Source organism: Halomonas sp. CSM-2, assembly GCF_002119345.1.
Lineage (GTDB): Bacteria > Pseudomonadota > Gammaproteobacteria > Pseudomonadales > Halomonadaceae > Vreelandella > Vreelandella janggokensis.
On sequence record NZ_NBYR01000019.1, the window covers coordinates 1 to 22,987 of the forward strand.

The following is a 22,987-nucleotide window of genomic DNA, read 5'->3' on the forward strand; positions in this document are numbered from 1 at the left end:
TGATAGCAGTGGCCTGCCCTGTTCAGGCGAGTGACGCTGGTCCAGTACCACAAAGCCGCGCTGGCCTGTCACCATCCCCGCAAGGTTGTCCGCCGGATAACAGCGTTCGGCAAGTTGGTTTAACCAGCCAGACATGGGCAATCCTCGCGCGAACACTGGGTGTCATTGATCTTGCCGCAGAGCGGCATGATGGCCGCTTCGCTTAGCTGGTAATCCTTCAGCTTTGGCAGTGATGTTGGCGGTATGGCTTCATGCCCCTCTGTCACCGCATGCCCTGGTAGAAGCGGACCTTCCACCGCCTGCCCACTGCCACTGCCGGGGCTGCCGCCTGCGTTGACGCGCACCTTGGGACCAACGATGGTAATGCCGCTGCCGTCCAGTTTGAGAAAGCTGCCACCGGCGTTCAGGGTTAATTCGTCCCCCGCCTCAAGCACCACTTTATGGCCTGCCTTGATATGCAATTCCCGGCCGCTTTCGCTGAGCCAGGCCTGGCCTGTATTGATATGCAGCGTGCCGTCAACGCTGAAGTGCTGTTGGCCTTCGGTGTGCTCGAAGCGATTGCCATGGACCGTGTGGTGATCGTCGTTGTCGATTTCGCTGATGCGGTCGTTATTGACCTTCAAGAAGCTGTCGTTGCGGGTCTCTTCAATACGGTCGTTAAGCGTTAACAGCTCCAGGTCTTTTTGGGCGTGGAGCCAGATTTGCTCTTCGCCCGCTTCGTCTTCGAAGCGCAGCTCGTTGAAGCCTTCTGCCTTGTGGCTTTGGGTGCGCAGTACCGTGCGGGTCTTGTGTTCCGGCAGCGGGTACGGCGCGGTGTTGACGGCGTGATAAGTACGCCCGGTGACCAAGGGCTGGTCCGGGTCGCCTTCCAGAAACGAGACAATCACCTCGTGGCCAATGCGGGGGATGGCGATGCTGCCGTAGCCGCCGCCTGCCCAGCCCTGGGCAACCCGCACCCAGCAGCTTGCCGTTTCATTGGGTTCGGCATAGCGGTCCCAGGGGAACTGGACCTTGACCCGGCCGTGTTCGTCGCAGTGAATCTCTTCGCCGTCGGGGCCGACCACAAAGGCGACCTGGGGGCCGTCGACACGGGGCTTGGGATTTGGCGTGGCCCGCCAGGGCGCATCGCCGGGGATCAGCGTGACTTGGTTGTAATAAAGGGTCATACCGTTTGCATCACCCTGGGTGATGCCATCTTCTTCCAGCGCCTGGGGCTGTTCGCCGTGGTGAAGAACACTGATGGCCTGCCAGTCGCGGTTGAGGCTGTCGGTGTCGTGGTCCGTCAGGGTGAAACGCACACCGGGAGCCAGTTCGGGCAGGTCGCTTTCGGCGCTGGCAGTAATCGCCTCACGGCGCAGCTGTTCCAGTCGAATGCGGGTAAACGGCTCGCCGGAAGCGTCCTGCTTGTAGCGGCCGGGGTAGTCGTAGTGCTCGTAATCCACCTGCTGGCCGTGCTGCTCGACGTCGCGGCCCAGATGGTCGTGCAGTTGCGCGTAGGCCGGGTTCTTGAAGCTGTAGTCTTTCAGCGTGGCGGACGAACTCGCCACCCGGGCGGTATGGCTGAGCTTGCGTACATGGCGCGTGGGCGCAGTGCCCCCGGCACGGCTGTGGTACGTGCGCTCGCCGAGATGGGTCAGTACCTGCGGATCATCGGCAAACACCAGCCGATGGGCGCCGTTGGCACTCTCCTCGAACTCATGAAAGTAAAACAGCCCTTCTTCGGCGGCCAGGCGCTCGATAAAGGCAAGGTCGGTCTCGCGGTACTGCACGCAGTACTCGCGCTCGGGGAGCTCGCGAGTGACCGCAAAGGCTACATCCCGGATGCCTCGCTCATCGCATAGGGTATTGATAATGGTGAGCGGGTCGACCTTCTGAAAGATGCGCGAGTTCTGGCGCAGCGAGAGCCGCCAGAGCGCCGGGCGCAGTACCAGGGAGTAGAAGGTACGCCGGTGGCCGCGGTCGCCGCGGCCAAATTCGCTGACAATACCGTGCACCCGGCGTAGCGGTTCGCCGTCCTGCCAGATAGTCAGGGTGGCTTCACGATCCAGGAGGTCGGCGGCATCCAGGCTGCCGTCGCGGCTGGCCAGGTTGAGCGCCAGTTCGAAAGGCTGGGAGAGTGCTTCGCGATGGGTGAAGTCGATCACCGCGATATCATCCACCCCCGGTAGCGCTAGGGTGAATTGCAGGCCTGTTTTGTTCGCCCCCGTCCTTTCCGACATAATGCCGCTCCCTGGACCATCAATCGCTAATGAAAACGGTCAGAATAGCGAGCCGGAAGCGAAGCGCAACCCTTGCAGGGCACGTCACAGCGATCTCTTACACCGTGTAAGAAATAGCTTACAAAATGGGCAAGAATTCGCCCGAATTAGCGTGATAAAAGCCGGGATAACTACTTGATCAACTGCACCAATCCATGCCGTACGTACCAAACCTTGTCTGCCTGGGCGGTGGCGTCTTGAGTGAACCAGCCATTGAGGTCGCGCAGGCGGCGCTGCTTGGGTTGCATGGGCACAATACCCCGGCCAACGTCATTGGCAATAATGATCAGCGGCGCCTTTAGCTCGCCAGCACGCTGGCAGAGCCGTGTCATATCGCCCTGCCACTGTTGGCGCAGTGCATCGTTTTCCGCGTTTGCTAAAGCGGCTTCGAGCCACTCGAGCACACCGGTTATCACCAGCGGGGTGTCGGCAACCAGGGCTTGCTGGCACTCTTCCAGCCGCTTTCCCGGTGCGAGGCGATGCCATACGGCGTCGGGAAAGCGAGCCGTTACGGCGTCGCGTTTACCAGCGCAGGCACCGCCGATGAAGAGCTGCATTGCCAATCTCCTTTGCCATTCGCATCGGTTTGATAAGTGAGTGTCCAGCGCCTGCCCTGGGCCTGACTCACTGAGCCATCCCAGAAGTGAAGGGTTTCAAAACGACGGCGCAGTTCGCGAATCACACCACCATGAGTGACCGCTAGAATCTTTCGCTGGCCGCCCTGCCGGGCATTCACGGCGACATCATGCAACCAGGCCTCCAGGCGTGTGCGCAGTTGGGCGGCGGATTCACCGCCAGGGATTTGCAGCTCGCCGACGCTGTCGATCCAGGCGCGGTAATGGGGCAAATCTTTTAGTTCGTCGTAGACCTTGCCTTCATAGTCGCCAAAATCGAGTTCGCGCAGACGCGGCTCCAGCGCAACCGGCACGCCCTCTTTTGCCGCCTGGATCCACTCAAGCGTCTGTTGGCAGCGGTTCAAGTCGCTTGAGTAAATGGCATCAAAACGCTCATCCACCATTGCGTCGCGCAGTGCGATCAAGCCCTCTTCAGCCTCAGGAAACAGCAGCGCAATATCGCGCTGGCCCTGGTAACGGCGCTCTAGATTCCAGGCGGTGATACCGTGGCGAACTGCCACCAGCTCCACACTAAGATCAGTAACCAAAGCTCTCCTCCTTCGATGGTGGCACCGACCATGTCACCGTTGATGCCATTAAACAGGCGCAGCATAAGCCAGCGCATAAGTCCCACAAAAACGCAGGCCGTCAGCAGCATCACCACCAGTGTGGGTGCCAGCAGGGCTATCACCGCCAGCGGTACCAGCGCCAGCGCCACATCCTGGCCGCTAAGCGACTGCTGCCAGCTCCAGGCCAAGCCCTTAGGCTGGGCGCAAGGGGTCAGCACCAGCAATGCCACACCTGCCCAGCGCCCGAGCGCGGGCACCACCAGCAGCCACCAGAGCGGCGCTTGATAGGTAAGTAATGCCCACAGTAGAACGCCCTTCCAGGCAAGTAGAAACACCAACGCCAGCATGCCGAAACTGCCGATTTGCGGGTCCTTCATGATTGCCCAGCGGCGTTCCAAGGGTTGATTGCTGCCCAGCGCATCGGCGATGTCCATGACGCCATCCAGGTGCAGCCCACCGGAAAGCGCGACCCAAAGGCTAAGCAGCGCCAGCGCGGTCATCGGCGTGGGGACGTTTTGCATGGCGAATGCCACCAGCACCAACACGCTGCCGATGTGCAAGCCGACCAGAGGATAGGCACGCACCGCCCAGCGCCGGGTTGCAGGCGTCCAGGGGCAAGCGACAGGGATCGGGATTCGGGTCAAAAACTGCAGTGCGAGCAAGAGACCGAACAGAACGTTTTTCACCGCGTGTTCTTTCACAGTACGTTCTTTTACAGTACTTTCTTTCACATCAACTTCCCGTCGTTTTTCCACTCGATGGCACAGCCCGCGACCACTTCCAGCACCGAACCCGCCTCTGCCGCCACCCTGCGGTGGGCACGCTGAAGAAAGGCCAGGTAGCGCCAGGTCTCGACATCGCTGGGCGGTAACGTTTCGTTGATATCGTTAGAGACAATCACTAGATGCACGCGGCGCGCCTGGGCATCTGCGAGGGCGCCTGCCAGTAACGCCAAGCCTTCGTCTTCGCTAAGCTCACTGGCATACAGTACCTGACTGGCCCAGAGGGTCAGGCAGTCCAAAAGCACGCTGCTGCCATCAGGCACTTTTTGCAGTGCTCGATCAATGGCCAACGGCGCTTCCAACGTCAGCCACTGCGCGCCCCTGGATTGCCGATGACGAGCAACACGCGCGGCCATCTCGTCGTCATATACGTCTGCGGTAGCTAGATAGTAACAGGTTGAACTGGCTGCCACGTCCAGCACCCGCTGCTCGGCGATGTCGCTTTTGCCGGAACGCGCCCCGCCGCTAACGAAGACAATCATGCAGTACCTTTTTTAATACATTCAATAACCGCTGATTGTCAGGCTTGTCGCGCAGGGCCACACGGAGCCAGTCGCCGTCGAGCCCGGCAAAATTGTGGGTATGGCGCACCAGCATGCCTTCGTGTAGCAGTCGCTCAAATAGCACATCGCTGGAGATGCCTGCGGCGCGCTGCTCGGTACCCGGGCGGGTAAGGAAAAAGCAGGTCTGGCTGGGTACCACGTCCAGCCCCAGCTCGCTAAGCGCTTGGGTCATACATGGACGCTCGCTGGCTAACCAGCGTTGGGTGCGCCGGGTGAAGGCACCGTCCGCCAGCAACGGCGCTACCAGCTCCGCTGCCAGGTGGTTCACGCTCCAGGGCGGCTGGTGGGTCTGTGCTGCTTGAATCGTGGCCGTATCCGCCAGCATATAGCCTAGCCGTAGCCCTGGCAGCGTATAAAACTTGGTCATTGAGCGCAGCAGCATCAGATGCGGGTAGCGATCCAGCAGCGGTACCAGCGACACCGCATCATGCGTATCGCCGACCATATCCACAAAGGCCTCGTCCACCACCACCCGGCAGCCCGTCCAAGCCGTGTAATCCAGCAATGTCTCCATGACTGATGTATCGATAAGCGTCGCCGTGGGGTTATTGGGCCGACATAGAAACAGCACATCGATACCATTAAGTGCTGCCAACAGCGCATCAACATCCAGGGCAAAGTGCGGTGCAGGCAGTGCGATCTCAGTGACTGAAAGCCGATGGGCACAACACGCTCGGGCGTACTCGCCAAAGCTTGGCGTCATAATCGCCGCCCGCTGCCAAGCGTGTAGCGCGGCGGCAAGAAAAATCGCCTCAGCGCCACCGTTGGTCAGCAGCACTTGTTCGGGCTGAAGCTGGTGATGGCTGGCGATGGCCTCACGGGCAACGGAATAGTCCGGCGCCGGGTAGTGCTCAAGGCCAGCCAGCTGTTGTGTCAAACAGTCGCGTACCCAGGCGGGGGGCCCCAAGGGATTCAGATTGGCGCTAAAGTCGTACAGCCGGTGCCCTGGTGGCAAGCCGAAGTGTGCTAATAACGCCTCGGACTGCCCGCCGTGGCTGGGCCATTCGGGTATGCTCATAAAAGCCTCGGAAGAATCAAACTCAGCCCAACCATCAAGACAGCTGACAGCCACATAAACAGCATCCAGCCACCGTGCATCAAGCGAATCGTTGCGTCGATATGGGCAACGTGCAGCGCCTCCAACGGCTCGCCCAGCGTCGCACGATGAGAGGCAACACCCTGATAGAAATTAGTGCCCCCTAACTGAACGCCGAGCAAACATGCCACCATGGCTTCCGGCCAGCCGGCGTTGGGGCTTGGGTGGCGGGGCGCCTCGCGGCAGGTGTCACGCAACGCGCCCCGCCAGCGCAACCGTAAAACGCCTGAAACGCCTGAAACGCCTGAAACGCCTGAAACGCTGAGCAACAGCCCTGCAAGCCACAGACACAAGGCCGTCAAGCGTGCTGGCAGCCAGTTGGCCACGTCATCCAGCTTGGCCGAGGCGTAGCCAAACTCGTTATAGCGTGCGTTGCGGTAACCGACCATCGAATCCAGAGTATTCACCGCCTTGTACGCCAGCGCCAGGGGGGCACCGCCGATCAGGGCAAAAAACAGCGGTGCGGTAATGCCATCGACGGTATTTTCCGCCACGGTTTCCACCGCCCCGCGGGTGATCCCGGCTTCATCCAGGCCCTGAGTATCGCGCCCCACTATCATGGCCAGCGCTTGCCGAGCAGCAGGCAAATCGCCTTTGGCAAGCGGAACGGCAATGGCACGCCCTGCCTCCGCCAGCCCTTTAATCGCCAGCGTCGTGGCTAACAGCCCTATCTCGGCGACAACGCCAAGCCATGGGTGCAGCGCGCTCAACAGTGCCAGCACCAGCCACGCAACGCCAAAGGTCCCCAGCACGATAACGGCGGTGAGTAAAAACCCCAACCGCCATCGACGCTTGGCGGCGCCCTGGTTCCAACGTTTTTCCAGCGCACTGATGGCTCGGCCGATTATCACCACGGGGTGCGGCAGCGATCGCGGATCACCGACGATCAGGTCAATCACGATCGCCACGGTCACCCAAACCAGCATGGCAGGAAAATAGTCGCTGAACGGCATCATTGGGAGTTGTTGTCGCTAACGCCTGCATCGGCGAAGGTCGCCATCTCATTGAGCATTCCGGCAGCCGCCTGGAGCAGCGGGAATGCCAGCGCCGCGCCACTGCCTTCACCCAGCCGCATGCCCAGCGCCAGCAGCGGTTGGGCGTCAAGTGCCTCCAGGGCCGTGGCGTGGCCGGGCTCTTCCGAGCGGTGGCCAAACACCAGATAACCTCGCACCGCCGGGCATAGGCGGCACGCCACAAGCGCTGCCACCGTGGCGATAAAGCCATCCACAACGGCGGGCAGCCGTTGAACCGCTGCGGCTAGATAAGCACCCACCATGGCAGCAATTTCCAGCCCGCCAAGTTTCGCAAGTACGTCTAAAGGATCATCGAGGTCGGCCTGGCGTGCCTGAATGGCATGTTCGATTACCGCCACCTTATGCGCTTGCTGGACGCTATTGATACCCGTCCCGGCACCGACTGCCTGGGCCACCGGGGTGCCGGCCAACACCGCCAGCATGGCGCTACTGGCGGTGGTATTGGCAATCCCCATTTCGCCGACGATGAGGCATTTAGCACCTGCCTGCCGAGCCCGCTCCACGGCGGCCACGCCTACCTCAATCGCCGCCTGGGCTTCCTCAGGTTGCATGGCATTTTCGAGTGCCATATTGGCCGTACCCTGACGCACCTTGGCGTGGGTCACGCCAGGCATCGTCAAGTTAGACGCCACGCCCACATCCACGATCTCGACATGGGCGTCAATCTGCCGGGCAAACACATTAATTGCCGCCCCACCGCTGGCGAAGTTGGCGACCATCTGGGCGGTCACGGCCTGGGGAAACGCCGACACGCCTTCTGCCGCCACACCGTGGTCGGCGGCGAACACCAGCACGCCCGGCGGCGTTACCCTGGGCATTAGCTCACCGGTAATGCTGCTTAGCTGAACCGCGAGCGCTTCTAGCTTTCCAAGGCTGCCCGGCGGTTTGGTGAGCGTATCAAGATAGGCACGCGCACGTTCACCTGCGCAAGCGTCTACCGGCACGATACGCGCGATCATCGACGGGGCAACATCGGGGGGCATGGTGGCTCCAAAGCGTTCAACATAAAGGAAGGGGGAATGGTAGCAAATGCAGGCCTGCTATACTTGCGGTTTAAACTTGGTAAGCGGGCACTGACCGCCACGATCAGCCAGCCCTCTTTAGCCCCGGTTGTTCAGGGCGATAGTTGTCATCAATTAGGGTAATAAAACTACAAATAGCAATTTTATTGCCGTAAAGTCTCTCCTATCGCCACCAAAAAATGTAAAATAACTACAGGTTTGACTCACCGTCTCTACCATGCAGAGGTAATTATGCCGAGCTCAACACACGCCCCTTTAAATCCCACCGTTGCCGAGGTTACCCAACGCATACGTGAGCGTTCTGCCGAACGGCGCGCCCTCTATGAGCGCCGCATGGCCGATCAGCACAAGCGCGGCGTGCATCGCGGCGAGCTCTCCTGCGGTAACCTGGCCCACGGCTTTGCTGCCTGCAACCCGCAGGACAAAAATTCCCTCAAGCTGATGAATAGCGCCAACCTGGGGATCATTTCGGCCTACAACGACATGCTGTCGGCCCACCAGCCATTCGAAACCTTCCCGGCCACTATCAAAGCCGCAGCCAGCGCGATGGGGTCCACAGCCCAGTTTGCCGGTGGCGTACCGGCGATGTGCGATGGCGTGACCCAGGGCCAGCCGGGGATGGAGCTGTCGCTATTCTCACGGGATGTAATTGCCATGGCCGCCGCCGTGGGCCTTTCCCATAACATGTTCGATGCGGCACTTTACCTGGGCGTGTGCGACAAGATTATCCCCGGGCTGTTTATCAGTGCCGCACGCTTCGGCCACCTGCCCGCGATGTTCGTGCCGGCAGGCCCCATGCCCAGCGGCCTGCCCAACAAGGAAAAAGCCCGCATTCGCCAGCTTTACGCCGAAGGCAAGGTGGGTCGCGATGCGCTGCTGGAGGCGGAATCCGAGTCTTATCACAGCCCTGGCACCTGCACCTTCTACGGCACGGCCAACTCCAACCAGCTGATGATGGAAGTGATGGGCCTGCACCTGCCGGGCACTTCGTTCGTCAACCCTGGCACCGAAATGCGCGAAGCCCTGACCCGCTACGCGACCGAGCAGGCGATCCGCAACACCGAGCCTGGCGGTGACTACCGCCCGTTCTATAAGCAGATCGACGAGCGTGCTATCGTCAATGCCGTCGTCGGGCTACTCGCCTCCGGCGGTTCCACGAACCATACCATGCACCTGATCGCCATGGCGGCAGCGGCAGGCATTACCCTGAACTGGGACGATTTCACCGACCTTTCCGCGGTCACGCCCAGCCTGATGAAGGTGTATCCCAACGGCCAGGCAGACATCAACCACTTCCAGGCAGCAGGCGGCATGAGCTACCTGTTCCGCGAGCTGCTGGGCGCTGGCCTGCTCCATGGCGATATTCCCACCGTGTTCGGTACCGACCTGACCGCCTACACCCAGGAGCCCTTCCTTGAAGACGGCAAGGTCGTCTGGCACGAAGGTCCTGAAAAAAGCCTCGACGAAGACGTTGTACGCCCGGTTTCATCGCCCTTTGCGCCCACCGGCGGCCTGACGGTGATGAAAGGCAACCTGGGCCGGGGCGTGATCAAGGTCTCGGCGGTTACCGAAGAGCACCGCGTGGTGGAAGCGCCGGTGAAGATCTTCGAAGACCAGAACGAGATGAAAGCGGCCTTCGAATCCGGCGACCTGGATCGCGACGTGATCGTGGTCGTCCGTTTCCAGGGCCCCAAAGCCAACGGCATGCCGGAACTGCACAAACTGACGCCGTTCTTGGGTGTGCTACAGGATCGTGGCTATAAAGTGGCGCTGGTGACTGACGGCCGCATGTCGGGCGCATCGGGCAAGGTACCGGCTTCCATTCACATGAGCCCGGAGGCCCTGGACGGCGGCCCGCTGGCGAAACTCCGCGATGGCGACATCGTCCGCCTGGATGCCAACGCCGGCACGCTCGACGCCAAGGTAGACCCTGTCACCTGGGGGCAGCGTGAACTGGCCATCGGCAATCTTGACCAATACCACGTTGGCCTGGGTCGCGAGTTGTTTTCAGGCTTCCGCCACTTGGCCATGCGCGGCGAGGAAGGCGCAGGTGTCTTTGGCGGCTTCGAAGCCGACGATCTCGCCCGCCAGCAAGGTCAGATCTTCGAAGAGGACGCCTGATGCGACCAGCCTTGATCGGCGATATCGGCGGGACCAATGCACGCCTGGCGCTGGTGACGCCAGGCGACATCACCCCGCACGATATTATCAACCTCCCCTGCGCCGACTACCCAGGCGTTATTGAGGCGATTCAGGACTACCTGACCCGAGTGGGGGCGACCGGTGACAACGCCCCTCGCGAGGCATGCCTGGCGTTTGCCTGCCCGGTTCACGCCGAGCGGGTGAAGATGACCAACAACCACTGGGACTTCATGAAGCGCGAGGTTCGCGAAACGCTGAACCTGTCGCTATTCAAGGTTATCAACGATTTTACTGCTCAGGCCCTGGGCGTGCCCCACGTGACGGCCGATGACCTCGTCGCGGTTCAGGCCGGTGACGGCCAGGCACATTCCACCCGCCTGGTGATTGGCCCCGGCACGGGGCTTGGCGTAGCCGGTGTCTTCCCCGGCCAGCATGCCTGGATACCGCTGCCTACCGAGGGTGGCCACGTCACCTTCGCGCCCACCGATGACACCGAGCGCGCGCTGCTTGACGTGTTTTTACAGCGCCACCAACGTGTTAGCGTCGAGCGCATTCTGTGTGGCCAAGGCTTACTCGAGCTCTATCAGGCCCACTGCGCGCTCGACGATCAGGCACCCCGCTGCGCCTCCCCCGCGGAGGTGACCCAGGCAGCCAACGAGGGCGACTCGATCGCCACCGCCACGCTGTTACGGTTCCTGAAAATCCTCGGCGATGTATGTGGCGATGCCACGCTGACCATGGGCGCCAGAGGTGGCGTTTACCTATGCGGCGGAATCTTGCCACGCCTTCTTGACTGGCTGCCGACAAGCCAACTGCGCGAGGCCTTTGTCAACAAGGGCCGCATGGGCGCCTATAACGCCGACATCCCCGTTTGGGTGGTCACCCATCCTTGGACAGGGTTGCTTGGTGCCGCTGAGGCGTTGCACAACGAAGAAGTGTTTTAAGCCCACCAACAGGAACCTCCCTATGCCCGCGCCAACCTTCGACGTGCCCTTTGTCCTTGGCATGATGCGTCTCCACGAAACCGCCGAGATGCATCAGGCCAACCACCTGGCTGACTGGATAGAGGCACGACTCGAGCAGGGCCTGCACTGGTTTGACCACGCCGATATCTACGGCAAGGGTGCTGGCGAGACGCTGTTTGGTCAGGCACTGCGCGCGCGCCCCGCGCTTGCCAAACAGCTTCACGTGGTAACGAAAGCCAGTATCGCCAACGATAACCCGACCCCGGGGGACGGCAAGGTGAAGCACTATAACGCCAGCCCGGCCTACCTAAACCGGGCGATCGACGACGCGCTAGACCGCTTGAGCGTCGAGCGTATCGATCACTTTCTGATTCACCGCCCCGACCTGTTAATGGATGCCGAAGCCACCGGACGCGCCCTGGACAAGGCCATCGAAGCAGGCAAAATTGGCGCTGCTGGCGTTTCCAACCACCTGCCCAGTCAGTGGCGCAGATTACAAAACGCCATGCACCAGCCTTTGCGCGCCAATCAAATCGAGCTATCCATTGCCCATAGCACGCCGCTATTCGACGGCAGCTTCGACGACCTATGTGCCGACGGCCACGCACCGATGGCCTGGTCGCCGCTCGCGGGCGGCAAGCTACTGCAAGGTGAAGTCAATCACACGCTTGGGCGGCTCGCCGAGGAACACACCAGCACCCCAGGCGCTCTGGCGCTTGCCTGGCTGCGTCGCCTGCCCCATCGGCCAGTGCCGGTGGTCGGTAGCGTGAAATCCGAGCGCATTGCCGATATGCTCAAAGGCCCCGACACGCTGCCCAGAGAAGATTGGTACGCATTGCTCGAAGCTGCTCGCGGCCACTGCGTCGCTTAGGTGTATCTCCTCTCCATCTGACCAATAATCACAAGGATCCCATGATGACGCCGATAATTGCCTTTGGCGAAGCCCTCGTCGACATGCTTTCAAGCCGCCTGGGTGACGCATCCGGCCCCGAAACCTTCACGCCTTACGCTGGCGGCGCCCCCGCCAATGTGGCGGTTGCCTGCGCAAGGCTGGGCGTCCCCAGCCAGTTTCTGGGCATGGTGGGTGACGATACCTTTGGGCATTTCATCATCCGAGAGTTACAGCACCACGGCGTGGACACCCAGGGCGTGGTACTCACCCAAGAAGCACGTACGGCGCTGGCGTTTGTTTCCCGGGACAGCGACGGCGAGCGTACCTTTGACTTTTACCGCCCACCTGCCGCCGACCTGCTCTACCGTCTTGAACACCTCCCCCAGGGCGTTTTCGAGAACCCCGCGATTCTTCACCTGTGCAGCAATAGCCTGACCGACCCGGAAATCGCCGACGTGACGCTGGCCATGGCGACCATGGCGAAACGCACAGGTTGCCTGGTTAGCGTTGATGCCAACCTGCGCCACAATCTCTGGCCAGAAGGCGAAGCGGATATGGGATTGGTGACGCAACTGCTGGATAGCGCCGAGCTGGTCAAGGTATCGCTCGACGAACTTGATTACCTGCGCGGCGATCACCCCCAAGACGCCTGGATAGCAGAGCGCCTTGCCGCGGGCGTGAAAGTCATGCTGGTGACCGACGGTCCCAATAGCGTCGCCCTCAAGGGCGCGGGTCTTGATCAGACCATCGCGCCCCCCAGGGTTGACGCCGTGGACACCACCGCCGGTGGCGATGCGTTCATCGGCGGCCTGCTGGCCGAGTTGTCAAAGCACGGCATCGAGGAAGGTTGGCACCAGGATATTGACTTCCTCACCCGCGCGGTGGACCTCGCCTGCCGCTGCGGTGCTCACGCCGTAACGCGCCCAGGCGCTTACGCAGCGCTGCCCACCCACGCAGATATCGAAGCGTTGCGCAACGCTCCCTAAATGACACGTCCTAACTAACAGCCACTTGCCCAGGGCGCACCATTATGCGCCCTTCATTGCAGACAAAGGTCGTACAGCTCCGGCTTGTATAAATGTCAGACATTTACTAGCATACCGACACTATCGTTAATAAGTGACCGCCATGACGCTGGAGACCCTTCCCCGCCATAAAGGGGGTGCGGATGAATTAGCCCGCCTGCTGGCAAGGGCATTACTGGCAGGCCACTGGCAGCCGGGTGACATCTTCCCCAAGGAAATGGACATCGGCACGCACTTCGATGTGAGCCGTAATAAGGTGCGTAATGCGCTGGCCCGCTTGACCTCCGCTGGTCTTTTAGACCGTACCGCCGGGCGTGGCACGCACGTCCGTGAAATGAGCGACTGGCACCTGCTGGATCCGTTGATGAGCGAATGGATGACGGGGCTTACCGACCTCGACCCGCAGCTCACGCGCGCCATCTATGCGTTTCGCTTTTCGGCCGAGCCTGTCGTGGCGGGCCTTGCCGCCGAAGCGGCCGATGCGGACGATATCGCCCGGCTGGAAGCCGCCTTTGAAGGCATGCAGAAAACTGCCCAGTCAACTGCCGCTCGCGCCCAGCATGCCGAGTACGACGTCATGTTTCACGATGCCACCTACCAGGCCAGCCACAACCTGGTGTGGCGGCAAATGGGACACCTGTTGCGCCCTTCGATCATGGCCCTGGTACATGGCTCTCAGCACCGCACCGACACCTTCGACGACAGCCTGTCACGGCATCGCCGCGTTCTTGAAGCCATTGTGCGCCGGGATGCCGAGGCGGCGTCTTTCGCCGCGCGGGAAGTGCTTCGCCGCACGGCGATCGACCTGGGCATCGTCAATTAACCGGCCATCGACCACTGACTAGGATCTGACCCTATGAAAATTACCCGACTGAAAACCTGGCAAGTCCCCCCGCGCTGGCTGTTTCTCAAGATCGAAACCGACGAAGGCTGCTACGGCTGGGGCGAGCCGGTCATCGAAGGCCGCGCGGCGACTGTCGAGGCTGCCGTTCATGAGCTTTCCGACTACCTGGTTGGCCAGGACCCGCACCGTATCGAACACCTGTGGAACACGCTGTATCGCGCCGGGTTTTACCGCGGCGGGCCAATCTTGATGAGCGCCATTGCGGGTATCGACCAGGCGCTGTGGGATCTTAAAGGGCGCGATCTGGGTGTGCCCGTGCACCAGCTACTGGGCGGCGCGGTGCGCGATAAAATGCGCATGTACGCCTGGACCGGCGGCGACCGTCCTAGCGACGTGGGTGCAGGCGCCAAGGCACTGGCTGACAAGGGCTTTACCGCCTTCAAGATGAACGGCACACCCGAGCTGCAAATCGTCGACTCACACCGCAAGGTAGACGAAGCGGTCGCCCGGGTGGCCGAAGCGCGCAATGCGGTCGGCCCGGATGTGGGCATTGGTATCGATTTTCATGGCCGTGTGCACCGCCCCATGGCCAAAGCACTGCTGCGCGAGCTGGAGCCCTACCACCCGATGTTCGTCGAGGAGCCGGTTGCCCCCGAGCACTTGCCCTGCCTGAAAGACATTGCCGGTGGCCTTGGGTACCCGCTCGCCACCGGCGAACGGCTGCATACCCGCTTTGAATTCCGCGACCTGCTTAAAGACGGCATGATCGACATTATTCAGCCGGATATCTCCCACTGCGGTGGCATCAGCGAGGGGCTTAAAATCGCCGCCTTGGCGTCCGCCTACGATGTTGCCCTGGCGCCCCACTGCCCGCTTGGTCCCCTGACCCTGGCCGCGTCGCTACAGTTGGACGCTGTCAGCCACAATGCCTTTATTCAAGAGCAGAGCATGGGCATTCACTACAATCAGGGCAACGACGTACTCGACTATCTGGTCGACAAATCGGCGCTCAGCATTGAAGACGGCTTCTGTGCGATTCCCCAGGGGCCGGGGCTAGGTGTGGAGATTGACGAAGCCTTCGTTGAAGAGCGCGCCAACGTTGGCCATCGCTGGCGCAACCCGGTATGGACCCATGAAGATGGCTCTATTGCCGAGTGGTAAACCAAGCGACTAACCGGGAGATAGCCCTATGGGCGCGAGTGAGTTAACACATCCTTTAGCGTGGATTGCGGTGGACTGGGGGTCAAGCAACCTGCGCGCCTGGGCCATGGATGCCCAGAATCACGTCATGGCGAGTGCCTCCAGCCCTCGCGGCATGCTGTCGCTGACCGCCGCCGAGTATGAGGCCGAGCTGCTTGGGATCGTCGACGCCTGGTTGCCCGATAACGGCCAAACGCCTGTGATGGTATGCGGTATGGCGGGCGCACGGCAGGGCTGGCAGGAGGCCGCTTATCTGGCGACGCCCACGCGTCTCGATCAACTCTCTCGTGGCGCGGTGATGCCGGCTCTCGCCGACGCTCGCCTGCAGGTTTACTTGCTGCCTGGATTAAGTCAGTCCGGGAGCAATACGCATCTCTACGATGTGATGCGCGGCGAAGAAACCCAGTTAGCGGGCCTTCTGGCCGATTCGTACCGCTTTAACGGCCTTGTCTGCCTGCCCGGCACCCATGCCAAATGGGCACGCTTAACCGATGGTGCCGTCACCGAGTTTGCGACCTACTTGACCGGCGAGCTGTATCAACTGCTCGCGCATCAATCCGTACTGAAGCACTCCGTAGGGCAGGATGACCTGCAACACGACGGCTGTCTCCAGTCGTTTACCCAGGCGGTCAAGGCAAGCTATCAGGCGCCCGAACGCTTCAGCCAGCGGCTATTCGGCGTCCGCGCTCAGGACTTGCTGGCTAATACCTTGCCGAGCGGTGATGCCCGAGGTGCCGTGCTTGCCGCACATCTCTCGGGGTTGGCGATCGGTCTCGAACTGGCCGGTGCCTGCCACGAGCTGACGCCAGGGGAAAGCGTGACCCTGATCGGCAACGAGGCGCTCAACCACCGCTACGCACTCGCCCTGGAAGCCCTCGACATCGGCACCCAGCGCGTTGACGGCGACACAGCGGTATTGGCCGGACTGACCCTCGCCTACCAAAGCACCCGGTAATAAGCATCAGCTAAACAAGGAGAGCGCTATGACACTGCCTTTAATTGGCATTTTACGTGGGGTAACGCCCGATGATGCGGTGGCCGTTGGCGGCGCCTTGCTTGATGCGGGCATCACGCAAATCGAGGTGCCGCTTAATTCCCCCGACCCATTCACCAGCATCCAGCGCCTGGCGGACGCCTTTGGCGACCAGGCGCTGATCGGTGCGGGAACGGTATTAAGCGCTGAGCAGGTACGTGATGTTCATGCTGCAGGCGGTCGATTGATCGTCTCGCCCAACTGCCGCCCTGCCGTCATCGAAGAATCCTATCGCCTCTCAATGGCCAGTTGGCCAGGCATTGTGACGCCTTCCGAAGCCTTTGATGCCCTGGATGCTGGTGCGACCGGGCTAAAGCTCTTCCCGGCGGTACAGGTGGGCATCGCGGGCATGAAGGCTGTCCGCGCCGTGCTGCCCCTTAACACCTTGCTATATGCGGTGGGAGGTATCGGTATCGACAATTTTGCCGCCTGGCGCGCCGCGGGCGTGGATGGAGCAGGCCTGGGCAGCGCGCTTTACCAACCGGGGCAAACGCCTCAGCAAGTCGGCAAGCAGGCCCAGGCGCTGGTAGACGCCTGGCAAGCCGCAGGAGATCGTTTATGAATCACAACAAGATGGCGGAACTGGCGGTGGATTGCCGCTGCGAGCTGGGCGAAGGCCCCCAGTGGGACGCCGGAAGCGGACGGCTTTACTGGTGCGATATTCTGGGCAAATGCCTTCACTGGCTGTCACTTAAAAACGGCGAGCATGGCCATTACCCGCTTGAGCAAAGGGTATCGCTCGCCACACCACTGAACGATGGCCGACTAATGCTGGTCGGCGAGCACAGCCTGAGCCTGTTGAATCCGGCGACGCAACGCCTTGAGCATTTTGCCGACTTTGAAGCCGACAACCCCGTTACGCGCAGCAACGATGCCCGCGTGGACCGCCACGGTAGCCTGTGGCTTTCCACCATGGGCAAGACCGCCGAATCCGAAGCGGGCAGCCTCTATCGGTTGCATCGTGGGGAACTGACTCGGCTGCGCAGCGGGCTGACCATTCCCAATGCCATCTGCTTTTCACCCATGGGTGACGCGGCGTATTTTACCGACACAGCCACCGGGGTCGTGATGCGCTGGGCATTGGATAGCCAAGGCTGGCCAGTGGGCGAACCGGTTGCCTGGGCGGACTTCACGGCGGTTGAAGGAAACCCCGACGGCGCGGTGATCGACAGCGAAGGCTGCCTGTGGCTTGCCCTCTGGGGCGCGGGTAAGATCGTGCGGCTCGATACCGCGGGTCAGGTGATTGACGAAGTGCATGTGCCGGTCAGCCAGCCCTCCTGCCCGGCGTTTGCAGGCCCTGGCCTTGAAACGCTCTATATCACCACGGCGCAGGAGGGATTCAGCGACGCACAGCGCCGCGAAGAGCCGTTGGCAGGCGGGTTATTCAAGGCCAACGTAGGCGTTCATGGCCTCGCCGATCCGTTACTGACGCTTGAGTAAAAAAAGCCCCGGCGCAAGTCCGGGGCGATTCAGGTTAGTGGTGGAAGCGTTCGGCGGCCTGGCGGGCCAGTTCGCGGATGCCGTCCCAGTCTTCCGCCTCGACCATCGCCTTGGGCGTGACCCAGGAGCCGCCCACGCACATGACGTTCGGCAGCTTGAGGTACTCTTCAGCGTTATCCACCGTGATACCGCCAGTCGGGCAGAAGCGTGCTTCCGGAATCGGCGCGCCAAACGCCTTGATCGCTTTTGAGCCACCGCTGGATTCGGCAGGGAAGAACTTGAACCGACGATAGCCGTACTGCCAGCCGGTCATCAGCTCCGAAATGGTGGATACGCCGGGCAGCATCGGCACCGGGCTTTCCACGCCATAGCGATAAAGCGCCTCGGTCGCTCCTGGGGTTACCACGAAGTCAGCGCCGACCTGCTCGGCCTGGCGATACTGGGCAGGGGTCAATACCGTGCCTACGCCGATACTCGCCCCGGGCAGGGCGTCTTTCATGCGCTTGATGGCGTCCAGCGCGCACTCGGTCCGCAGGGTAATCTCCAGCACGGTCAGGCCACCTTCGACCAGGGCACGGCCCAATGGCACGGCGTCTTCCAAGCGGTCGATGGTAATCACCGGGATCACTTCGGCTTTCAGGCAAATGCTGTCCAGCTCTGCGGTGCGCGTCGACGGCAGCTGTTTATCGATGGTCATGCGTGAGTCTCCAAGCAAATTATTATCTGTAAAACCTGGCGCTAAGGCGCCCAGTAAATCGCCAAGGGGCAGGATAGAAAGGCACGAATGGGCAGTTGACGCATGTCGTCCCCGCTCAGTGCCTTGGCCAACACCGCCCGCTTATCGTCGCCGGTAATATGTAAAATGTGACGGCGCGCCTGATGCAGCCGGTCCGCCGAAAACGTGATGCGTGGCTGCGGTTGGCTGGGCGTTCGCACGGCGACCAGCGGCTCCTCCGTGGCGAGCGCCAGGCCAAGCTCCAGGCTGTCAGGAAACAGCGAGGCCGTATGGCCGTCGCCGCCCATGCCCAGGATCACCACACTTGCCGGCCAGCTTAGCGATAGCGCACGCTCGCTGACATCAGGCACGCCTTCTTCAGGTGTGCCTGCGTCGCTGGTCAAGGGTTCAAAACGGGCCGCCGCCGCTGCCCCCTGAAGCAGGTGCTCGCGGACCAATTTCGCGTTGCTGTCATCACTCTGTGCATCCACCCAACGCTCGTCCGCCAGCGTGATCTCCACCCGCTCCCAGGGCAGCGGCTTGGCCGCCAGGGCTTTGAAAAAGGGGACTGGCGTCGAGCCGCCGGAGACCACCAACAAGGCGTTTTCCTGGTGTTCCAGGTCGTCGTTCAAGGCTTGAAAAACGGCCTCGGCCAGCTGTTCGGCAAGCTGTGTGCGTGCATCGCTCATGTTAATAATCCTCGTACCAGCTGCGACCATCCTGGGTAATCATGGCAATGGAGGCGACCGGCCCCCAGGAACCTGCCGGATAACGCCGCGGTGGGGTTTCCCGGGCCTTCCAGCCATCAATCAGTTGATCGCACCAGCGCCAGGCGTGCTCGACTTCGTCACGGCGCACGAACAGGTACTGCTGGCCTTTCATGACTTCCAGCAGCAACCGTTCGTAGGCATCGGGAATGCGCGATTTGGGGAAGGCGTTGTTGAAATCCAGATGCAGCGGGCCGGGGCGCAGGCGCATGCCTTTGTCCAGGCCGCTGTCCTTGGTCAAGACCTGGAGCGCGATACCCTCTTCCGGCTGCAAGCGGATGATCAACTTGTTGGCCGCGATATTGCGCTGATCCGGGTCAAAGATATAGTGCGGCTGCTGGCGGAAGTGGATCACGATCTGCGACAGCTTCTCCGGCATGCGTTTACCGGTACGCAGATAAAACGGCACGCCCGCCCAGCGCCAGTTGGCGACCTCGGTTTTCATCGCCACAAAGGTTTCCGTCTGGCTCTCGGTGTTGGCGCCCTCTTCTTCCAGGTAGCCCGGCACCTGCTGGCCGTCGCTGGTGCCTGCCGTGTACTGGCCGCGCACCACATCGCGACCCAGGGCTTCGCCGGTAAACGGCTTGAGCGCCTTGAGCACCTTGACCTTTTCGTCGCGAATGGCGTCGGCGTCCAGATTCGAGGGCGGGTCCATGGCAATCAGGCAGAGCAACTGCAGCAGATGGTTCTGCACCATGTCACGCAGCTGACCGGCTTCGTCGAAATACCCCCAGCGGCCCTCAATGCCGACTTTTTCGGCCACGGTGATTTCCACATGGGAGATATGGTTCTGGTTCCACTGGGTGCCGAACAAGGGATTGGCAAAGCGCAATGCAATCAGGTTCTGAACGGTTTCTTTGCCCAGGTAATGATCGATGCGATACACCCGCGACTCGGGGAAGACATCGCCAATGGCGTCATTAATCTCCTCGGAAGACGCCAGATCGAAACCGATCGGCTTTTCCACCACGACGCGCGTGGCATCATCCAGGCTGCCGCTTTGCTGAAGGTTTCGACAGATATCGCCGTAGATTTTAGCGCCCACCGACAGATAGACCACCATCGGGCGCGGCGAACCCTCACGCCATTGTCGAACGGCATCAAAGCCTTCCACGCTGGTGAAATCCAGCTTCAAGTAATCGAGGCGATCTAGAAAGCGCTCCATGCTTTCTTTATCCTGCTCGTCCTTTTTTAACCGTTTTTGCAGCGCACCGCTAACCAGTTGACGAAACGCATCGGGTTCATACTCTTGGCGTGCTAACCCCAGAATACGCGTGCTTTCGGGCATTAATCCTTCACGGTCGAGGTGGTAGAGCGCAGGAAACAGCTTGCGCATCGCCAAATCGCCCAGCGCGCCAAACAGCGCTAGGTCGATGGCGTTATTCGGATCGCCCAACGGGGCACCCTGGGAAGCAGGTGACGGGCTCATCTCAGCTCCTGTTGACCATTAGATGATCTAATGTTGTTAGATTACCTAAAATCTATCTGAAAAAAGGTATTATACGCAATATTTCGTGTAATTTTACTACAAAAAACCTTCAAGCGTTACCTTAACGCTATTATGGTGTTGCACTGTTGCAATATGACATAGCGGCGGCTCTTCACATCAAGTATTCCCACCATATAAACGACTTCTGCGTCCCGGAATAATGAGGCAGCGCAGGTATGAATAAGCGTAGCCAAGCCTGCTCAAGGGGCAATGCCAACACCGCCGACAAGAACTGAGGTTTCACTTCGTGGCTGATCAACGGACGATCAGGATAGGAGGATCGGAAAGGTATCCGGAAAAGGCCAAGTAGCCGCTATGATGAGAATGAGAACGCCTGAAACCTGGAACTGGAACGCAGCGGCATCGATTAGGGAGTTTTCATGTGCGAAGCAGCAGGCAAACACCCGGCAAAGGTCGGGTGTTTATTAATGAAACAGCTAAATCTCCACGGCGCGACCAATAAACTGGATAGGGCCAGTAGGCAAGCCAGTAGGTGAGCCGGTTTCTTCTTCCAGCGTCAGCTCAAACAGCTGGTTGTCCTCAAGCGGCGGCAGGTTATCTAGCTGCACGCGAATTGGCTCTCCCGGCTCTACCAAGCCAAGCGATACTGGGGCCTGCCATTCGTCGGCCTTGGTCCAGAACTCCAGCGCCTTGCCTTCCGGTACTTCAAAGGTACCCAACGGTATCAGCTCGATGTCCTGGCGGGTTGACGCCTGCACCACCCAGCCGGCGGACTGACTTTGCGGAGCCAGCAGTACGACCATGTATTCCGGCGTTGTGGGCGTGGTAGACACATTGGTCAACACCACGCCCAACACTAACGCAGCGGCCATGCCGATACCGGCGGCCCCCTGCCAAAACGGCAGGTGGTTGACCCAGCGACGGCGTGGCGGTGGCATCACGCTCTCTGGTTCTGGGTCATGCGAAGCATCAAGGCTGCGTTCGATACGTGGCCATAAATAGTCAGAAGGCCTTACTGGCTGAGTCAGCGCAGTATAGGGCATGAAGCGTTCTTCCCACGCCATCACAGCCCGGAGTAATTCCGGCTCGTTTTTGAGTCGCGCTTCGACTGCCTTACGCTGTGCCAACGATAGTGTTCCCAGTACGTATTCACCTGCCAGGGCGTGGTCGTCGTGCTCAATGGGACCGGTCATGCCATACACTCCCTTAGGCGCAGCAGGCTGCGTTTTATCCAGGCTTTAACGGTACCCAGCGGCGCACCCGTGTGCGCGGAAATTTCCGCGTGACTGAGACCATCCACATACGCATGTAGCACACAGTTTCGCCGCTCGGTCTCTAACTGATGCAGACAGTCATCCATGCGCTGGCCGGTCTGCCAATCGAAAGCGTCTTCGACAACGGACGAATGCTGGAAATGTTCGTCGAGGTCTATCTCGGTGGGGTCATTACTATCAAACGTGATTTCACGATCACGGTAACGTATGGCGTTTAATGCCTGATGGCGCGCCACGCTGAATATCCATGTTCGCGCCGACCCTTTGGCTGGGTCGAAGCTATTGGCGCGTTGCCAAATATTAATGCAGGCATCGTGGACAATATCTTCGGCCATGCCACGATCCTTGACGATTCTTAAGACAACACCCAGCAGCCTGGCACCTTCATGGACGTATAGCTGGTGCAAGGCATCATGCTCGCCGCGAGCACATCTCGCTAATGCGCCAGCATGATCAAATTCTGAGGACACGTCAGTCAAACCCTAGCTCCCTGGTGACGGCACCGACGCCAGTCGTCGTACTCTCAGACAGCATAGCCGCTGAGGGCTCGACAAACGAGTCCTCAGCGTAATTGGCGTTCCAGCCGACTTATTCAGCCGCCCAGAAGATGTAATCGGCTTGGTAGGTAACGACGGCGGTGGCACCGTCATGATCCATATCGCAGGCCACATCCGGAGCAACGCCACCCTGGGTGTTCAGGCGCTGGATGTAGCTGACGCCATTCATTGCACCTTCACCTTCAGCGGGGTTGGCTTCAACAAGCTGGAGCGGAATGTTGCCATCTCCATTGGCAGCCGTAGCCAGTTGGGTGCCGGTTACTTTTGAGCCATCCAACGCTTCCCAGGTGGCGGGCGGACCGTAGTAACTGCCGACCTGGCTACCGTCGCTATCATTAAGTGCAGCGTGCGGGCCTTTAAATACCCAAGCCATGGTGTCGTCGTCGTTCATTTCACACATATACGTGATTGCGCCAACACCGACAGTTTCGAGCGCAACGGCATTGCCGTCCGGTACCTGGACATCCGCGGGCGTCATGTCTGCCAGCGCAGCGTGACTGAAGGATGCAATCAGAGTGGCGGCCAAGGTAGCGCGCGTTAGATGGTGAATGGTCATTTTCAGTCTCCGAAGGGTTAAATATCAGCTGCCTTTAATAGCAGCTGTATAGGGAATACCCGCGAGGAGGCGTTTTGGATGCAGTCAATGCATAATATTTCTAAAAAACGTAAAAAAAGCCCGCGACGTGTCGCGGGCAAACAGAAACGGAGAAACAACAAGCGGCCTGGCCTTCTGCCAGGCTTACTA

Annotated in this window: 23 protein-coding genes; 9 read left to right on the forward strand and 14 right to left on the reverse strand. The window is 60.5% G+C overall.

Annotated features, from left to right (window positions below; translation table 11 throughout):
• Positions 1–119: 119 nt before the first annotated feature.
• The 8 genes from B7L15_RS15620 to cobT form a co-directional block, all read right to left on the reverse strand.
• On the reverse strand, positions 120–2,219 hold the full coding sequence (locus tag B7L15_RS15620; protein ID WP_085919860.1) for a type VI secretion system Vgr family protein: 2,100 nt from the start codon (positions 2,217–2,219) through the stop codon (positions 120–122).
• A 170-nt stretch (positions 2,220–2,389) separates the two neighbouring features.
• Entirely contained in the window at positions 2,390–2,815 is a 426-nt protein-coding gene (locus B7L15_RS15625) for a bifunctional adenosylcobinamide kinase/adenosylcobinamide-phosphate guanylyltransferase (protein WP_085919861.1), read from the reverse strand.
• Complete coding sequence (locus B7L15_RS15630; protein ID WP_085919862.1) at positions 2,767–3,420, reverse strand: histidine phosphatase family protein; 654 nt, start codon at positions 3,418–3,420, stop codon at positions 2,767–2,769. Before B7L15_RS15630 ends, B7L15_RS15625 begins: the two co-directional genes overlap by 49 nt.
• Positions 3,357–4,127 carry an adenosylcobinamide-GDP ribazoletransferase gene (cobS, locus tag B7L15_RS15635; RefSeq protein ID WP_085919937.1) on the reverse strand — a complete coding sequence of 257 codons (771 nt, stop codon included), beginning with the start codon at positions 4,125–4,127 and terminating at the stop codon, positions 3,357–3,359. Before cobS ends, B7L15_RS15630 begins: the two co-directional genes overlap by 64 nt.
• 41 nt (positions 4,128–4,168) lie before the next feature.
• Entirely contained in the window at positions 4,169–4,705 is a 537-nt protein-coding gene (locus tag B7L15_RS15640) for a bifunctional adenosylcobinamide kinase/adenosylcobinamide-phosphate guanylyltransferase (protein WP_085919863.1), read from the reverse strand.
• Entirely contained in the window at positions 4,689–5,804 is a 1,116-nt protein-coding gene (gene cobD, locus B7L15_RS15645) for a threonine-phosphate decarboxylase CobD (RefSeq protein ID WP_085919864.1), read from the reverse strand. Before cobD ends, B7L15_RS15640 begins: the two co-directional genes overlap by 17 nt.
• Positions 5,801–6,838: an adenosylcobinamide-phosphate synthase CbiB gene (gene cbiB, locus B7L15_RS15650; RefSeq protein ID WP_085919865.1), complete on the reverse strand. Its 1,038-nt coding sequence runs from the start codon at positions 6,836–6,838 to the stop codon at positions 5,801–5,803. The genes cobD and cbiB overlap by 4 nt, the downstream gene beginning before the upstream one ends.
• Positions 6,835–7,899, reverse strand: a complete 1,065-nt coding sequence (cobT, locus tag B7L15_RS15655; protein ID WP_085919866.1) for a nicotinate-nucleotide--dimethylbenzimidazole phosphoribosyltransferase — start codon at positions 7,897–7,899, stop codon at positions 6,835–6,837. Before cobT ends, cbiB begins: the two co-directional genes overlap by 4 nt.
• Positions 7,900–8,169: 270 nt before the next feature.
• Here cobT and edd point away from each other — a divergent pair, with 270 nt between their 5' ends.
• The 9 genes from edd to B7L15_RS15700 all read left to right on the forward strand — a co-directional run bounded on the left by edd (position 8,170) and on the right by B7L15_RS15700 (position 17,479).
• On the forward strand, positions 8,170–10,059 hold the full coding sequence (gene edd, locus B7L15_RS15660) for a phosphogluconate dehydratase (RefSeq protein ID WP_085919867.1): 1,890 nt from the start codon (positions 8,170–8,172) through the stop codon (positions 10,057–10,059).
• The gene (glk, locus tag B7L15_RS15665; protein WP_085919868.1) at positions 10,059–11,024 is read left to right on the forward strand and encodes a glucokinase; all 966 of its coding nucleotides are present in this window, start codon (positions 10,059–10,061) and stop codon (positions 11,022–11,024) included. The genes edd and glk overlap by 1 nt, the downstream gene beginning before the upstream one ends.
• 22 nt (positions 11,025–11,046) lie before the next feature.
• Positions 11,047–11,916, forward strand: a complete 870-nt coding sequence (locus B7L15_RS15670; RefSeq protein ID WP_085919869.1) for an aldo/keto reductase — start codon at positions 11,047–11,049, stop codon at positions 11,914–11,916.
• A 44-nt stretch (positions 11,917–11,960) separates the two neighbouring features.
• Positions 11,961–12,923 (forward strand): carbohydrate kinase family protein, encoded by a 963-nt coding sequence (locus B7L15_RS15675; RefSeq protein WP_085919870.1) that lies wholly within the window; start codon positions 11,961–11,963, stop codon positions 12,921–12,923.
• A 142-nt stretch (positions 12,924–13,065) separates the two neighbouring features.
• The gene (locus B7L15_RS15680) at positions 13,066–13,785 is read left to right on the forward strand and encodes a FadR/GntR family transcriptional regulator (protein WP_085919871.1); all 720 of its coding nucleotides are present in this window, start codon (positions 13,066–13,068) and stop codon (positions 13,783–13,785) included.
• A gap of 33 nt (positions 13,786–13,818) precedes the next feature.
• Positions 13,819–14,967: a galactonate dehydratase gene (gene dgoD / locus B7L15_RS15685; RefSeq protein WP_085919872.1), complete on the forward strand. Its 1,149-nt coding sequence runs from the start codon at positions 13,819–13,821 to the stop codon at positions 14,965–14,967.
• 28 nt (positions 14,968–14,995) lie between these two features.
• On the forward strand, positions 14,996–15,961 hold the full coding sequence (locus tag B7L15_RS15690; protein WP_085919873.1) for a 2-dehydro-3-deoxygalactonokinase: 966 nt from the start codon (positions 14,996–14,998) through the stop codon (positions 15,959–15,961).
• A gap of 28 nt (positions 15,962–15,989) precedes the next feature.
• Positions 15,990–16,601, forward strand: a complete 612-nt coding sequence (locus tag B7L15_RS15695; protein ID WP_085919874.1) for a 2-dehydro-3-deoxy-6-phosphogalactonate aldolase — start codon at positions 15,990–15,992, stop codon at positions 16,599–16,601.
• Entirely contained in the window at positions 16,598–17,479 is an 882-nt protein-coding gene (locus B7L15_RS15700; protein WP_085919875.1) for an SMP-30/gluconolactonase/LRE family protein, read from the forward strand. The genes B7L15_RS15695 and B7L15_RS15700 overlap by 4 nt, the downstream gene beginning before the upstream one ends.
• Positions 17,480–17,513: 34 nt before the next feature.
• Here B7L15_RS15700 and B7L15_RS15705 read toward each other — a convergent pair whose 3' ends face one another.
• The 6 genes from B7L15_RS15705 to B7L15_RS15730 form a co-directional block, all read right to left on the reverse strand.
• Complete coding sequence (locus B7L15_RS15705) at positions 17,514–18,176, reverse strand: bifunctional 4-hydroxy-2-oxoglutarate aldolase/2-dehydro-3-deoxy-phosphogluconate aldolase (RefSeq protein ID WP_085919876.1); 663 nt, start codon at positions 18,174–18,176, stop codon at positions 17,514–17,516.
• Between the two features lie 41 nt (positions 18,177–18,217).
• A complete protein-coding gene (gene pgl / locus B7L15_RS15710; protein ID WP_085919877.1) occupies positions 18,218–18,883 on the reverse strand; it encodes a 6-phosphogluconolactonase in 666 nt (221 codons plus the stop codon).
• 1 nt (position 18,884) lies between these two features.
• Entirely contained in the window at positions 18,885–20,390 is a 1,506-nt protein-coding gene (gene zwf / locus B7L15_RS15715; RefSeq protein ID WP_085919878.1) for a glucose-6-phosphate dehydrogenase, read from the reverse strand.
• A 497-nt stretch (positions 20,391–20,887) separates the two neighbouring features.
• Entirely contained in the window at positions 20,888–21,604 is a 717-nt protein-coding gene (locus tag B7L15_RS15720) for an anti-sigma factor (protein WP_085919879.1), read from the reverse strand.
• Positions 21,601–22,155 (reverse strand): sigma-70 family RNA polymerase sigma factor, encoded by a 555-nt coding sequence (locus B7L15_RS15725; protein ID WP_233337418.1) that lies wholly within the window; start codon positions 22,153–22,155, stop codon positions 21,601–21,603. Before B7L15_RS15725 ends, B7L15_RS15720 begins: the two co-directional genes overlap by 4 nt.
• Before the next feature lie 118 nt (positions 22,156–22,273).
• A complete protein-coding gene (locus B7L15_RS15730) occupies positions 22,274–22,798 on the reverse strand; it encodes a DUF3455 domain-containing protein (protein ID WP_085919881.1) in 525 nt (174 codons plus the stop codon).
• Positions 22,799–22,987 lie beyond the last annotated feature (189 nt).